Source organism: Microbacterium xanthum, from assembly GCF_034531355.1.
In the GTDB taxonomy this organism is placed as follows: domain Bacteria; phylum Actinomycetota; class Actinomycetes; order Actinomycetales; family Microbacteriaceae; genus Microbacterium; species Microbacterium xanthum.
On record NZ_JAWHUE010000004.1, the window covers coordinates 118,914 to 133,382 of the forward strand.

The following is a 14,469-nucleotide window of genomic DNA, read 5'->3' on the forward strand; positions in this document are numbered from 1 at the left end:
AGAAGGACCGCATGAAGACCGCTGACATCGCCCAGCGCTACCTCGACTACTTCGAGGAGAACGGTCACACGATCGTCCCCTCGGCCTCTCTCGTCACGAGCGATCCGTCGCTGCTGTTCACGGTGGCCGGGATGGTGCCGTTCATTCCGTATCTGACGGGTGTGGTCCCGGCTCCGTATCCGCGCGCCGCCGACGTGCAGAAGTGCATCCGGACCAACGACATCGAGGAGGTCGGCAAGACCCCTCGACACGGGACGTTCTTCCAGATGATGGGGAACTGGTCCTTCGGGGACTACTTCAAGGAAGGCGCGATCGGCTACGCGTGGGAGCTGCTCACGCGCAGCGACGCCGACGGCGGCCTCGGCTTCGACGAGAAGGACCTCTGGGTCACGGTGTACGAGGACGACGACGAGGCGGAGTCGCTGTGGAAGTCCGTTGCCGGTATCTCGCCGGACAGGATCCAGCGCCTCGGCAAGGACAGCAATTACTGGAGCACCGGACAGCCTGGTCCGGCCGGGCCGTGCTCGGAGATCTTCTTCGACCGCGGTGCGGCGTACGGCGTCGACGGCGGCCCCGCCACGGATGACGACCGCTACGTCGAGATCTGGAATCTCGTGTTCATGCAGTACGCGATCACGAACGTGCGGTCGAAGCTCGATTTCGACATCGTCGGTGAGCTGCCGCAGAAGAACATCGACACCGGCATGGGCCTGGAGCGGGTCGCCTTCTTGAAACAGGGTGTCGAGAACATGTACGAGACCGACCAGGTTCGGCCGGTGCTCGATCGTGCCGTCGACCTGTCGGGCCGTCGGTACGGCGCCGACCACGAGGACGATGTGAGGTTCCGGGTGGTGGCGGATCACATCCGATCCTCGCTGATGCTCCTGTCGGACGGGGTCACCCCCTCCAACGAGGGACGTGGATACATCCTGCGCCGTCTGATGCGGCGGGCGATCCGCGCGATGCGCCTGCTGGGCGTCGACGGGGCGACCTTCCCGGAGTTGTTCGCCGCGTCCCGCGATGCGATGAAGGAGTCGTACCCGGGGCTCGACACGGACTACTCGCGACTCTCGGCATATGCGTTCGCCGAGGAGGAGACCTTCCTGCGCACCCTCGCCGCCGGCTCGACGATCCTGGATCTGTCGATGTCGCAGACCCGGGACTCCGGGGGGAGGACGCTCGCGGGGTCCGAGGCCTTCCTGCTGCACGACACGTATGGCTTCCCCATCGACCTGACGGTGGAGATCGCGCAGGAAGCCGGTCTCGACGTGGACCGCGCCGCGTTCGACTCGCTGATGCAGGAGCAGCGCCAGCGTGCCAAGGACGACGCTCGCAGTCGGAAGCGCGCGATCGCCGACCACAGTGTGTACCGGGACTTCCGTGCGAAGGGCGAGACGGTGTTCACGGGCTATACCGACCTGGAGACCGAGAGTTCGGTGCTGGGCGTCCTCGTGGACGGCGTCTCGGTGGATCGCGCCCTCAACGGTCAGGTCGCCGAGGTGATCCTCGCCGAAACAGCGCTCTATGCCGAGTCGGGTGGCCAGGTCGCCGACAAGGGCGTCATCGTGGGGCCCGGATACGAGCTCGATGTGCTCGACGTTCAGCGTCCGGTCCCCGGTCTGATCAGCCACACCGTGGAGGTCGTCACCGGTGAGGTCGGTGTCGGGCAGGCAGCCACGACCGTCGTCGACGCCGCGAATCGTCGCGCCGCGCGGCAGGCGCACTCCGCGACCCATCTCGTCCATGCCGCGCTGCGCGACACCCTCGGGTCGTCCGCGACGCAGGCGGGTTCCCTGAACCGCGCCGGATACATGCGTTTCGATTTCACCTGGGGGCAGCAGCTCTCGGAGGCGACGAAGACCGAGATCGAGGAGATCGCGAACAACGCGGTGCGGGACAACCTCGAGGTCACCACGCGTGTCCTGCCGCTGGACGAAGCCAAGGATCTGGGCGCGATGGCGCTGTTCGGAGAGAAGTACGGCGACACGGTCCGCATGGTCGACATCGGCGGACCGTGGTCTCGCGAGCTCTGCGCGGGCACCCACGTCTCCGGCAGCGCCGAGGTCGGTCTGATCAGTCTGGTCGGGGAAGCGTCGGTCGGCGCCTCGAATCGGCGCGTCGAAGCCCTCGTCGGCCTCGACGCGTTCCGTCAACTCGCCGCCGAGCGTGCGCTGGTGTCCCAGCTGTCGACGTCACTGAAGACGCCGAGGGATCAGCTCCCCGCGCGTATCGCCGAGCTGGCGGCCGACCTCCGGGCCGCGGAGAAGAAGATCGCCGCCTTCGAGGCGAAGGCGCTCACGGAGAGGGCGCCGTCGCTCGTCGAGAAGCAGCAACACATCGGCGGGGTCCGCGTCGTCGCCGAGACGATCGGGACCGCGGCCTCGGCGGACGACGTCCGCAGCCTGGCGCTGCAGGTGCGAGATCGTCTCGGTTCGGCTGCCGCGGTGGTGGCCTTGGCCGCGACGGTCGGGGATCGCGTGACGGTCGTGGTGGCCACGAACGAGGCCGCGCGTGCCGAAGGAGCCAAAGCCGGTGCTTTGGCCAAGGGCGCTGCCGGTGTGCTCGGTGGCGGCGGCGGCGGGCGTGATGACGTCGCGCAGGGCGGCGGGTCCGACGCGGCATCGATCCCCGCCGCGCTCACCTCGATCGTCGACTCCCTGCGCGCGGCATGACGACTTTCCGACGCGGGGTCCGGCTCGGCATCGATGTCGGCCGGGCCCGCGTGGGCGTCGCCCGGTGCGACCCCGATGGCATGCTGGCGACGCCCGTCGAGACGGTTGCCCGGGGCGACGCCGCGGTCGCGCGCGTGATCACCCTTGCCGGAGAGCTCGGCGCCGTGGAGATCCTCGTCGGCCTGCCGATGAACCTCCGCGGCGAAGAGACCGCCTCCACAACGGACGCGCGCGCCTTCGCCCGGGAGGTCGCGGCCGGGACGGACCTCCCGATCCGGCTGGTGGACGAACGCCTGAGCACCGTGTCGGCCCACGCGGAGCTGCGCCGCGCGGGCCGATCACAGAAGTCGTCTCGTACGATTGTGGATCAAGTCGCCGCGGTGGTCCTGCTCCAGCAGGCCCTCGAGGTCGAGAAGAGCACCGGTCGCCCCCCAGGTACACCCGTCCCCCCGGTGCAGGAGAGCACCTGATGCCACAGTCGTCGTCATCCTTCGACGATCCGTTCGCGGATCTCTTCGACAAACTTCCCGACCCTCGACGGCGGGACCCGCAACGGGAGAGCCCGGGGGAGGGCGCGGCTGCCGGGCCGACGGAGCCGGAGGTTCCCGTCTCGCGCCGCGCGGCCCGCGAGGCCGCGGCGCGTCGGGCCTCGGCACCGGTTGATGACCGGGCGACAGGCGATCCTGCGACGCCGGAGGCGGCACCTGCGCCGGCGCCTTCGTCGAGGCCTGCCGATGAACGACCGCATCTGCGCACCCCGGAAGGCGCTCCCGCGAGCCGGCGTCGCGACGACGACGCCCGACCTGCGGCTCCGCGGGAGTCCCTCGAGGACCTCTTCACCGGCAACGGCACGACGGAGGATCACGGCACGACTCCGCCCCCGCCGACGCGGCGGCGTCGGCGCGTGGGCGGTTGGATCGCTTTCGGCGTGGTTCTGGTCCTGTTCGGTGGCCTCGCCGGAGCCGGCCTGTATGTATGGTCCACCTACGAGGAGCAGATCCGCGACGTGATGGGCTGGCAGGAGCCGGCCGACTACGAGCCGGGGATGGCGACGGGGGAGGCGCTGGTCACCATCTCGTCCGGCGATACCGGCGGGCCGATCTCCCAGTCATTGTTCGACGCCGGGGTCACGAAGACACCGGACGCGTTCTACGACATGCTCGTCGACACCGGCCAGAACCCGACCTTCTATCCGGGTGTCTACCAACTGCAGCAGATGATGACTTCTGAGGCCGCACTGGAGGCGTTGCAGAATCCCGAGAACAAGCTCGAGAACTCGGCCCTGCTGCCGGAGGGACTGACGGTCGAACAATCGTTGCCGTTGTTGGCGGAGGGCACGGGGATCCCGCTGGAGGATTTCGAAGCCGCCGTCGCCGACCCGTCGCAGTACGGCGTGTCCGCCGACAGCCTCGAGGGCTGGCTGTTCCCGGCGATGTACACGTTCGACCCGGACACGACCGCCGCCGACGTCGTTCAGACGATGGTCGACCGGGCGATCGTGTCCCTCGACGCGGCGGGCGTGCCGGAGGAGGATCGTGAGGAGATCCTCACGATCGCGTCGATCATCCAACGCGAGGCTCGCGAGGAGGACGACTTCTACAAGGTCTCGCGTGTGATCCAGAACCGACTGGCCCCGGACAACGAAGAGACCTTCGGTCGGCTGGAGATGGACTCGACCGCACAGTACGGCATCGGCGAGGACGACGGAACGGTCAGCTCCTCCGAAGAGGCGCTCACCGACGACAACCCGTGGAACACCTACGTCCACCCGGGCCTGCCGATCGGTCCGATCGCGAACCCGGGTGATGTCGCGATCGACGCGGCGATGAATCCGGCTGACGGCCCCTGGCTGTACTTCGTCACGGTCAACCTCGACACGGGGGAGACCGTCTTCACGAACACCTACGCCGACCATCTGGTCGCGGTGGAGCAGTGGCGCGACTGGTGTAGCGAGAACCCGGACTCGGGGTGCTGAGCGGTCGTCGGCTGGCGGTGTGGGGCGACCCGATCGCGCACAGCCGGTCGCCGCAGATGCATGCCGCGGCGTACGGCGTCCTCGGGCTGGACTGGTCGTATGGACGGCGCCGCGTCGACGACGTGGCGTTCACGACGAGCGTGGCGGGACTGGGCGCCGAGTGGCGCGGGTTGTCGTTGACGATGCCCTTGAAATCCGTCGCCTTCGCGGCCGCCGCTCGCGTGGACCGTGGGGCCGAACTCACCCGCGCCGTCAACACGTATGTGTTCGACGCCGACGGGCCCGTCGGCTTCAACACCGACATCGGTGGGATCGTCGCGGCCCTCGCGGAGATCGGACACGCGCAGGTGGCCGCGGCGCGCATCGTGGGGGCCGGCGCGACGGCCACCTCGGCGCTCGTCGCCCTGCAGCTGGCCGGGGCCGAGCGGGTCGACGTCGTGGCCCGACGGCCCGAGGCCGCGCAGGATCTCGTCGAGCTCGGATCCCGTATCGGTGTTCGTGTGACCGTCGGATCGCTCGCCGGCCGGCACGACGCGGTGCCGTTGACGGTGGCCACGCTGCCCGGAGACGCCGCGGTCCCGTCCGAGTTCGCCCACGGTCTCGCCGCCGCCGGTGGGACCCTGTTCGACGCCGTGTACGGTCACTGGCCGACGTGCCTCGCCGCCGCCTGGCACGCGCAGGGCGCCGACGCCCATTCCGGGCTCGGAATGCTCCTGCACCAGGCCGTCCGGCAGGTCAGGATCTTCCGGGGCGGAGACCCCGACGCCGCTCTCCCGCGCGAAGCGGACGTCGTCGCAGCAATGCGGCTCGCGGTCGTGGGAGACTAGACCAATGCTCCGCGTGCTCACGGCCGGCGAATCCCACGGCCCCGAACTCGTCGCCATGATGGAAGGACTCCCCGCCGGAGTCCCGATCTCCCGGGAGGCGATCCAAGCCGACCTCGCTCGGCGCAAGCTCGGCTACGGCCGCGGGTCGCGCATGAAGTTCGAGGCGGACGAGTTGAACATCTCCGCCGGCGTGCGTCACGGACTCAGTCTCGGCTCGCCCATCGCGTTGCGCATCGGCAACACCGAATGGCCCAAGTGGGTCGAGGTGATGAGCCCGGAGCCGGTCGCCCTGACCGAACGCTCGCGCGGCCGGGGCGCCGCCCTGACCCGCCCCCGCCCCGGTCACGCCGACCTGGTCGGTATGCAGAAGTACGGCTTCGACGAAGCCCGCCCGATCCTCGAGCGAGCCAGCGCACGCGAAACGGCCGCACGAGTGGCCCTGGGCGCGGTGGCGCGCGCGTTCCTGTCGGAGTTGGGTATCCGGCTGGTCAGCCACACTCTCTCCATCGGCCCGGTGCGTACTCCGGAGGACTCCGCCCTTCCTTCGCCCGATGACGTCGACGCCCTGGACGCCGATCCGCTCCGCTGCTTCGACGAGGCCACCAGTGCGCGGATGGTCGAGGAGGTCGACGCGGCCAAGAAAGACGGCGACACCCTCGGCGGCATCGTGGAGGTCCTCGCCTACGGGTTGCCGCCGGGGCTCGGTTCCCACGTGCAGTGGGACCGCAAGCTCGACGCCAAGATCGCCCAGGCGCTCATGAGTATTCAAGCCATCAAGGGCGTCGAGATCGGTGACGGCTTCGAGACCACCCGCCGGCGGGGCTCTCGCGCGCACGACGAGTTGTTCATCGCCGAGGACGGCATCACCCGCTCGAGCGACCGCGCGGGCGGAACCGAGGGTGGCATGTCGACGGGCACGACCCTGCGGGTCCGCGCCGGGATGAAGCCGATCGCCACCGTGCCGCATGCGTTGCGCACCGTGGACGTCCGTACGGGCGACACCGCGTCCGCGCACCACCAGCGATCGGATGTGTGCGCGGTGCCGGCCGCGGGTGTCGTCGCCGAGGCGATGGTCGCACTGGTCCTGGCCGAGTCCGTCCTGGAGAAGTTCGGCGGCGACAGCGTCGCCGAGACGCGGCGCAACCTGGAGGCGTACATCGCGTCGATCCCGGAGACGCTGCGCTCCACCGCCGTGAGCGACGGCGCACTCCTGGACGTATGACGGCGGCTTCCCTCGTTCTCATCGGGCCGATGGGTGCGGGAAAGACCAGCATCGGACGCAAAGTCGCCAAGGCCCTCGGCCGGCCCTTCTACGACAGCGACACCGCCGTCATCCGCGCCCACGGCCCCATTCCGCAGATCTTCGCCGAGCACGGCGAGGACGTCTTCCGGGCGTGGGAGCGGGAGGCCGTCTCGGCGGGACTCGCCCGAGGCGGCGTGGTCTCCCTCGGCGGCGGCGCGGTGCTGGATGCGGACACCCAGACGGACCTCGCCGGCCACCGTGTGGCGCTGTTGACCGTCGAGCCGCGAGTGGTCGCCGCCCGCGTATCCGGGACGGCGCGTCCCCTGCTGGGCGACGACGACGGCCTCGCCCGCTGGGAGGCGATCTTGAAAGAGCGCGAGCCGGTCTATCGTCGACTGGCCGACCGCACCTTCGACACATCCCATGGCCCGCTGCAACGCGTCGTCGAGGCGATCGCGCAGTGGGTTCGCGACGAGGAGGACGTATGAGCGAGATCACAACCATCTCCGTGTCCGGCGACGCCGGGTACGACATCACGGTCGGGGCGGGGGTCCTCGCGCGCCTGGGCGAGACGCTTCCGGCATCCGCCCGGAAAGTGCTGATCGTGCACCCGCCGACCCTGTCGGCCGAGGCCGAGAAGCTGCGTCTGCAGCTCATGACCGACCGGGAGGTGCTCCTGGCGGAGATCCCCGATGCCGAGCAGGGGAAGCGCATCGAGGTGGCCGCCTTCTGCTGGCAGGTGCTCGGTCAGGCCGATTTCACGCGGACGGACGCCGTCGTCGGGTTCGGAGGAGGCGCGGTGACCGACCTGGCCGGGTTCGTCGCCGCGACCTGGTTGCGCGGCGTGGCCGTGGTGCAGGTCCCCACGACGGTGCTCGGGATGGTCGATGCTGCCGTGGGCGGCAAGACCGGTGTGAACACCGCCGAGGGCAAGAACCTCGTGGGGGCGTTCTGGCCACCCCACGCCGTCCTCTGCGACCTCGATCTGCTCGAGACGCTGTCCGACCACGAGCGGGTCGCCGGCTATGCCGAAGTCGTGAAGGCAGGATTCATCTGGGCGCCCGAGATCCTCGACCTCATCGAGGCGGACCCGCGGGCGGCGGTCGATCCGCGGAGCGATGCCTTCCGTCGATCGCTCGAACTGGCCATCGACATGAAGGCGCGCATCGTGGGAGCCGACATGCGCGAAGCCGGCCAGCGCGAGATCTTGAACTACGGCCACACCCTCGGGCACGCCATCGAGCACGCCGAGCGGTACCGCTGGCGTCACGGTGCAGCGATCTCCGTGGGGATGGTCTTCGCCGCCGAGCTTTCGCGCCTGGCCGGACGCCTCTCGGACGAGGCGGTGGCGCGCCACCGCGACGTCTTGGGATCCCTCGGCCTGCCGATGACCTATCGCGCCGGCGCCTGGAACCAGCTGCTCGCGACGATGCAGCGCGACAAGAAGAGCCGCGGCGGCATGCTGCGTTTCATCGTGCTCGACGACATCGCCAAGCCCACCGTCCTGCAAGCACCCGATGAGTCCCTCCTGTTCGCCGCATATCAGGAGGTCGGGGAGTGACCGATATCGGCACTCGTCGCCTCCTCCTGGTCAACGGGCCCAACCTCAATCTGCTGGGCACGCGCGAACCGGAGATCTACGGCACGGAAACGCTCGCCGACGTGGAGCGGACCGTCGCCGAGGCCGCCGCCGGGCACGGCTTCGAGGTCCGCGCCGTGCAGAGCAACCACGAGGGTGTGCTCATCGACGCCATCCACGACGCGCGCACCGACTGCTCCGGCATCGTCATCAATCCGGGCGGGCTCACCCACACCTCGGTCGTCCTCCGAGACGCCCTCTCGGGTGTCGCCCTGCCGGTCGCGGAGGTGCACATCTCCGATGTGCGCGCGCGAGAGTCCTTCCGTCGCCATTCCTACGTCGCGGACGTCGCGTCGGTGCATGTCGTCGGCGCCGGGGTGCCTGGATACGCACAAGCCGTGACCGCGTTGATCGAGCTCATCCTCTCACCGACCCGCTGCTGATCGGCGGCGCGCCCCGCGATCCTCTAGAATCGAACGTCGGACCGGCGCTGAGCGCCCGCGATCACCCAACGAACGGACTCTTCACCTCATGGCATCCACCGCAGACATCAAGAACGGCGTCGTGCTCAGCATCGACGGACAGCTCTGGAGCGTCGTGGAGTTCCAGCACGTCAAGCCCGGCAAGGGTGGCGCCTTCGTGCGGACCAAGCTGAAGAACGTCGTGTCGGGCAAGGTCGTGGACCGTACCTACAACGCCGGTGCGAAGGTCGACATCCAGAACGTCGATCGTCGCGATTACACGTACCTGTACAACGACGGCGAGAGCTTCGTGTTCATGGACATGTCCGACTACGACCAGATCAACGTTCCGGCCGCCACCGTCGGCGACGCCGCGAACTTCATGCTCGAGAACCTGCAGGTGACGATCGCCCTTCACGACGGCACGCCGCTGTATCTCGACCTGCCGGCCTCCGTCGTCCTCGAGATCACCTACACCGAGCCGGGCCTGCAGGGCGACCGCTCGTCGGCGGGCACCAAGGCCGCCACCGTCGAGACGGGCTACGAGATCCAGGTCCCGCTGTTCCTCGAGACCGGCACCAAGGTCAAGGTGGACACCCGCACGGGTGACTACCTCGGCCGCGTGAACTGACCGTCGGATGAGCGCCCGCACCAAAGCCCGCAAACGCGCCCTGGACATCCTGTTCCAGAGCGATGTCCGCGGCGACGAGCTGCCCGCGATGCTCGCCGTGGAGGCGCGGCGGGCCGCGAACGAGCCTGCGAGGGAATCCTCGTGGCTGTACGCCCGCGACATCGTCGACGGCATCATCGACAACCGCGACGAGATCGACGAGCAGATCACCACCCACGCCCGCGACTGGTCGCTGGCCCGTATGCCCGCCGTCGACCGAGCGCTGTTGCGGATCGGCGTGTGGGAGATCGTCTTCAACGACGAGGTCCCCACCGCGGTGGCCATCGATGAGGCGGTGGAACTGGCCAAGGAATACTCCACAGACGACTCCGGCTCGTTCGTGCACGGGATCCTGGCACGCGTGGCCCGCTCGGTCTGAGCGCTGTCGTCGCCCCCGGGCAGGATGGTCCCATGTCGAGGACACCCGGCGAAGCGCGTGGACGCGAGGGGACCGCTGCCCACTGGCGGGACGTGCTCTCGAGTCGGCGCACGGCGACAGCCGGGACTCCGTTGGCGCTGTTCGTCGACCTCCGCCAACGCACCAGATCCAGCCACTGGGGGCCGATGCGCCTCGAACCCGCGACGGCGGGCTCAGTGCTGCGACGACCGAGAGACGTCGTGGTCGGGTTGCGGCCGGCTGTGCCGGGGGCGAGTACGGGGTCGTGGATCCAGGGCGATGTCGGGTGGGACGCGTTGCGTCGCCCTGGGGGTCCGTGGGTCGCGGCCCACGCTCGCTGGTTCGCTGAGCTGCACGGGATCGCGCGGGAGGTGCGCGCGCTGTCGACGTATTCCGATCTGGGGGAGTGGCTCGTCCTCGACAGCATCGAGTCCTCTCTGCTGTGGCCCCACCTGGCCGAAGCGGGTGCGCTCGGCATCCCCCTCGTCGGCACTCGGGCGTCCCGTGCGGTGGCACTGGCATCCCGGGCCGGTTCCGCCCTGCGAATCGAGCGGGAGGCGGACGGCGGTCTTCGGGTGTTCGCGGACGTCGAGATCGACGACGAGCGGTTCGCCCCGGAGCGGGTGCGTCCCGTCGGCCGGTCCGGGGTGTACGCGTTCCACGTCGTCGACGATCACCCCGCGGTCGTGCTGGCCCCCGCCGCCCTGGACGAGGTGTCCCGGCGCATGCTGGCGGAGGGTGGCGCACTTGCGATCCCTGCGCACGATGCGGGGGAGTTCCTGCAGGAGTACGCCCCGGCCCTGGCCCGCCGCCTCGCCGTGCGCACCGGTGCGGGGGTCGATCTGCCGCCGACCGCCCCACCGTCGCTCCGACTGCGCGTGGACGCGAGGGAGCTCGACCGCGTCGTCGTCCGGTGCGATTGGACGGCGCCGGGTGTTCCGGCGCAGCCCTTCGGTCGCTCGGAAGGCGATTCCTCACCGGATGACGAGAGTGTCGCGGCCGAGGTGCTCGACCGTGTGCACGACGCGTGGCGGCATGTCACGGACGAGCCCCTCGCCGCCCACGTGGTCTTCCGGGGCGTCGCCGCGGCGGAGTTCACGACGGCGCTGCTGCCGGCACTGGAGGACATCGATGGGGTTCGCGTCGAGATCGACGGTGACGCGCGTCGTCACCGTGAGCTGCGCGGAGACCCGCGCATCCGCATCAGCACCGTCGAGTCCAGCGATCCGGACTGGTTCGACCTCGGCATCCAGGTGACGGTCGACGGCCGGCGTATCCCGTTCACGTCGCTGTTCACCGCGCTCGCGCGGGGACGCAGCAAGATGATGCTCGCCGACGGCGCGTATTTCTCCCTCCGCCACCCGTCATTGGACAGGCTGCGCGAACTCATCGACGAGTCGCTCGGCCTCGACGAGTGGGACGCCGGCCCCCGGATCAGCCGTCATCAGCTCGCGTTGTGGAGCGACTTCGAGGACCTCGCCCACGAGTCGGAGGCGGCGTCGTCCTGGAGGGCGGCGGCGCGCACCCTGCGTGACACCGACAGGGTGCCGGAGGTCCCGGTGCCGCGCGAGGTTCGCGCGTCGCTGCGGCCGTACCAGCGGCAGGGGATGTCGTGGCTGGTGTTCCTCGCCGATCATCGCCTCGGTGGCATCCTCGCCGACGACATGGGGCTCGGAAAGACCCTCCAGGTGCTCGCGGCGCTCGGAGTGCGTCGCGCACGGGGGGCCGCAGGCCCGTCGCTGGTGGTGGCGCCGACGAGCGTGCTGTCGACATGGGTGGAGGAGGCTGCGCGCTTCGTCCCGGACCTGCGGGTCGCGGTGGTCGCCGCCGTCGGCGGTCTCGGCGCCCACGACGACGTCGACCTCGTCGTGACCTCCTACACGGTCCTTCGCCTCGATGAGGACGCCTTCGCCGCCCGCGAGTGGGGATGGGTCGTGCTCGACGAGGCGCAGTTCGTAAAGAACCCCGCCACGCGCATCCACCGCGCGGCGGCCCGGCTGCGCGCAGAGGTGCTCTTCGCGCTCAGCGGAACACCGTTGGAGAACAGCCTCTCGGAACTGCAGGCGCTGCTCTCGCTCACCTCCCCGGGGTTGTTCCCGTCGGCGCGGCGCTTCCGCGAGGAGTACATCGGACCGATCGAGAAGGGCAAAGTACCCGAGAACGCCGAAGGGGGCGCTTTCCGCACGGCACGGCTCGAGCGGCTTCGTCGCCGGGTGAGGCCCCTTCTGCTGCGGCGGACCAAGGCTCAGGTCGCCGGTGACCTGCCCGACCGGCAGGAGCAGGTGATCCGGATCGAACTCTCGCCCGAGCACCGTGCGATCTACGATCTGACACTCCAGAGGGAGCGTCAGAAGATCCTCGGTCTCCTCGACGACCTGGATCGACATCGATTCATCGTCTTCCGGTCGTTGACCTTGCTGCGGATGCTGAGCCTGGCGCCGCGCCTGGTCGATCCCGCGGCCCCCGGGCAGTCCGCCAAGCTGGAGGCGATGGTCACCCAGCTGTCGGAGGTCGTCGCCGAGGGGCGCCGCGCACTGGTGTTCAGCCAGTTCACGTCCTTCCTGGACCTCGCCGGGGTCGCGCTGCGCTCGGCGGGCCTGACCTTCACGCGCCTCGACGGCTCAACGACCGGACGGGGTCGCGTGGTGGAGGAATTCCGCGACGGCGGCGACCCCGTCTTCCTCATCAGCCTCAAGGCAGGCGGCTTCGGGCTCAATCTGACCGACGCCGACGTGGTGGTGCTGCTGGACCCGTGGTGGAACCCGGCGGCCGAAGCGCAGGCGATCGATCGCGTCCACCGGATCGGACAGACCCGTCAGGTCATGGTGTACCGCCTCATCGCAGCCGGGACGATCGAGGAGAAGGTCAGGGCGCTGCAGCAGCGCAAGGCACGGCTGTTCGGTGCTGTGCTCGACGACGACGATCTCTTCGCTCGTGCCCTGGACGCCGAGGACATCCGCGCACTCGTGACGGAGTGATCGTCCCGCCCGGGGCGCGTACGGCGGTCTCCAGGTCGGGGAGCCGTAGAATCGAGGGCGTTCGGACACAGGAGGAAGTCATGCGGATCACGGGCCTCGGCCACGCCGGGATGTTCATCGAGACGGCCGGCGGCAGCATCCTCTGCGACCCCGTCATCGGCCCGAGCTTCTACGGTTCGTGGTTCCCTTTCCCCGACAACCGTGGCCTGGACTGGCAGCGGTTCGGCGCGGCGGATTTCCTCTACATCTCGCACCGGCATCGGGACCACTTCGATCCATCGCTGCTCGAACGCTTCGTCCCGAAAGACATCCGCGTTCTGCTGCCGGAGTATCCCACGGACGACCTCGAGGTCGACATTCGCCGCCTCGGGTACCAGAACATCGTGCACACGCGCGCCGGCGAGGTGCTGGAGTACGGTGACCTGAAGATCATGATCACTCCGCTGCGTGCGCCCTCGGACGGACCGATCGGCGACTCCTCGCTCTCGGTCGCCGACGGCACGGCCAGCATCCTGAACCAGAACGATTCGCACCCTCTCGACCTCGAGAGGCTGATGGCGTTCTCGAAGCCGGAGGCGTACTTCACCCAGGTCTCGGGAGCGATCTGGTGGCCGATGGTCTACGACCTGCCGCAGGCGTCGAAGCAGAATTTCGCCGCCCTCAAACGGGACGCGCAGAACAAGCGCGCGATGTACTACATCGAGAAGGTCGACGCGCCCCATGTCTTTCCGATGGCGGGTCCGCCGATGTTCCTGCGCGAGGAGCTGTTCCGCTACAACGGCACGGGGCTCGACGGCGACTCGATCTTCACCGACCAGCGCCAATTCCTGCAACACATGAAGAAGGAACGTCCCGAGCAGAAGGGGTACGAGTTCGTCCCCGGCACGGTCGTGGAGATCGTCGACGGCGATCTCTCGGTGACGCAGACGCTGTACACCGAGGCCGAGATCGATCGGATCTTCGACGACAAATGGGCCTACCTCGCCGAGCAGCGCGATTCGCGACAGGACGAGATCCGGGCGGAGGAGGCCTCGCGCGCCGATGTGCTTCCCCCCGACGAGATGCTCGCGGCTCTCAAGGCGTGGTGGGAACCGTTGCTCCGGCGTGCCCGGACGATCCGAAACGGCGTCGGCGGCAACGTGCGCTTCCGCATCGGCGAGCTGGACATGGTGGTCGACTTCCCCAAGGCGAAGGTGCGGGAGTACGCGGGGGAGGAGTGCGTGTACTGGTACACGATCCCGGCCGACCTGGTCTCCACCAACATCGCCGACCATGAGATCGACTGGTCGAACTCGATCTTCCTCTCGATGCAGTTCGAGGTCGGTCGCAGTGGCAAGTTCAACGAGTTCCTCACCACATTCCTGAAGTGCCTGTCGCGTGACCGAATCGAGTACGTCGAGAACTGGTACGCGGAGCAATCGGACCAGACCGAAGACGTCCAGCTGGGTGACTGGGTGGTGCAGCGTCGATGCCCCCACCTCCGTGCGGACCTCACGAAGACGGGGAAGATCGAAGACGGGGTCCTGACGTGCTCGTTGCACGACTGGAAGTGGGACCTCGCGTCGGGTCGCTGCCTGACGACGCAGGGCCACCCGATCCGGTCGAGCCGGGCCGAAGAGGACGAGGACGCCCCCGCCGCGTAGCGGGGGCAGCGGGGGCGTCCGAGA

General features: G+C 69.0%; 12 protein-coding genes. All 12 read left to right on the top strand.

Annotated features, from left to right (window positions below; all coding sequences use genetic code 11):
* Positions 1–11 precede the first annotated feature (11 nt).
* The 12 genes from alaS (at position 12) to RZO50_RS12950 (ending at position 14,445) form a co-directional block, all read left to right on the top strand.
* Complete coding sequence (alaS, locus tag RZO50_RS12895; protein ID WP_322600137.1) at positions 12–2,672, top strand: alanine--tRNA ligase; 2,661 nt, start codon at positions 12–14, stop codon at positions 2,670–2,672.
* Positions 2,669–3,142, top strand: coding sequence for a Holliday junction resolvase RuvX (gene ruvX / locus RZO50_RS12900; RefSeq protein ID WP_322600138.1), 474 nt, complete (start codon positions 2,669–2,671; stop codon positions 3,140–3,142). Before alaS ends, ruvX begins: the two co-directional genes overlap by 4 nt.
* Entirely contained in the window at positions 3,142–4,647 is a 1,506-nt protein-coding gene (mltG, locus tag RZO50_RS12905; RefSeq protein ID WP_322600139.1) for an endolytic transglycosylase MltG, read from the top strand. The genes ruvX and mltG overlap by 1 nt, the downstream gene beginning before the upstream one ends.
* Entirely contained in the window at positions 4,641–5,474 is an 834-nt protein-coding gene (locus RZO50_RS12910; protein ID WP_322600140.1) for a shikimate dehydrogenase, read from the top strand. Before mltG ends, RZO50_RS12910 begins: the two co-directional genes overlap by 7 nt.
* 4 nt (positions 5,475–5,478) lie before the next feature.
* Entirely contained in the window at positions 5,479–6,696 is a 1,218-nt protein-coding gene (gene aroC, locus RZO50_RS12915) for a chorismate synthase (protein ID WP_322600141.1), read from the top strand.
* The gene (locus RZO50_RS12920) at positions 6,693–7,205 is read left to right on the top strand and encodes a shikimate kinase (RefSeq protein ID WP_322600142.1); all 513 of its coding nucleotides are present in this window, start codon (positions 6,693–6,695) and stop codon (positions 7,203–7,205) included. Before aroC ends, RZO50_RS12920 begins: the two co-directional genes overlap by 4 nt.
* Positions 7,202–8,278, top strand: coding sequence for a 3-dehydroquinate synthase (gene aroB, locus RZO50_RS12925; protein WP_322600143.1), 1,077 nt, complete (start codon positions 7,202–7,204; stop codon positions 8,276–8,278). The genes RZO50_RS12920 and aroB overlap by 4 nt, the downstream gene beginning before the upstream one ends.
* The gene (gene aroQ, locus RZO50_RS12930) at positions 8,275–8,739 is read left to right on the top strand and encodes a type II 3-dehydroquinate dehydratase (protein WP_416211604.1); all 465 of its coding nucleotides are present in this window, start codon (positions 8,275–8,277) and stop codon (positions 8,737–8,739) included. The genes aroB and aroQ overlap by 4 nt, the downstream gene beginning before the upstream one ends.
* An 88-nt stretch (positions 8,740–8,827) precedes the next feature.
* Positions 8,828–9,388: an elongation factor P gene (gene efp, locus RZO50_RS12935; RefSeq protein ID WP_322600144.1), complete on the top strand. Its 561-nt coding sequence runs from the start codon at positions 8,828–8,830 to the stop codon at positions 9,386–9,388.
* Between the two features lie 7 nt (positions 9,389–9,395).
* Positions 9,396–9,806: a transcription antitermination factor NusB gene (gene nusB / locus RZO50_RS12940; protein WP_322600145.1), complete on the top strand. Its 411-nt coding sequence runs from the start codon at positions 9,396–9,398 to the stop codon at positions 9,804–9,806.
* 32 nt (positions 9,807–9,838) lie between these two features.
* Entirely contained in the window at positions 9,839–12,802 is a 2,964-nt protein-coding gene (locus tag RZO50_RS12945) for a DEAD/DEAH box helicase (RefSeq protein ID WP_322600146.1), read from the top strand.
* Positions 12,803–12,882: 80 nt separating this feature from the next.
* Positions 12,883–14,445 carry a Rieske 2Fe-2S domain-containing protein gene (locus RZO50_RS12950; RefSeq protein ID WP_322600147.1) on the top strand — a complete coding sequence of 521 codons (1,563 nt, stop codon included), beginning with the start codon at positions 12,883–12,885 and terminating at the stop codon, positions 14,443–14,445.
* The last annotated feature ends 24 nt before the right edge of the window (positions 14,446–14,469 follow it).

Bases quoted from the DNA above. Each gene is read 5' to 3' on its own strand.
- alaS (WP_322600137.1), top strand. From the start codon at position 12: ATGAAGACCGCTGACATCGCCCAGCGCTACCTCGACTACTTCGAGGAG.
- ruvX (WP_322600138.1), top strand. From the start codon at position 2,669: ATGACGACTTTCCGACGCGGGGTCCGGCTCGGCATCGATGTCGGCCGG.
- mltG (WP_322600139.1), top strand. From the start codon at position 3,142: ATGCCACAGTCGTCGTCATCCTTCGACGATCCGTTCGCGGATCTCTTC.
- aroC (WP_322600141.1), top strand. From the start codon at position 5,479: ATGCTCCGCGTGCTCACGGCCGGCGAATCCCACGGCCCCGAACTCGTC.
- RZO50_RS12920 (WP_322600142.1), top strand. From the start codon at position 6,693: ATGACGGCGGCTTCCCTCGTTCTCATCGGGCCGATGGGTGCGGGAAAG.
- aroB (WP_322600143.1), top strand. From the start codon at position 7,202: ATGAGCGAGATCACAACCATCTCCGTGTCCGGCGACGCCGGGTACGAC.
- efp (WP_322600144.1), top strand. From the start codon at position 8,828: ATGGCATCCACCGCAGACATCAAGAACGGCGTCGTGCTCAGCATCGAC.
- nusB (WP_322600145.1), top strand. From the start codon at position 9,396: ATGAGCGCCCGCACCAAAGCCCGCAAACGCGCCCTGGACATCCTGTTC.
- RZO50_RS12945 (WP_322600146.1), top strand. From the start codon at position 9,839: ATGTCGAGGACACCCGGCGAAGCGCGTGGACGCGAGGGGACCGCTGCC.
- RZO50_RS12950 (WP_322600147.1), top strand. From the start codon at position 12,883: ATGCGGATCACGGGCCTCGGCCACGCCGGGATGTTCATCGAGACGGCC.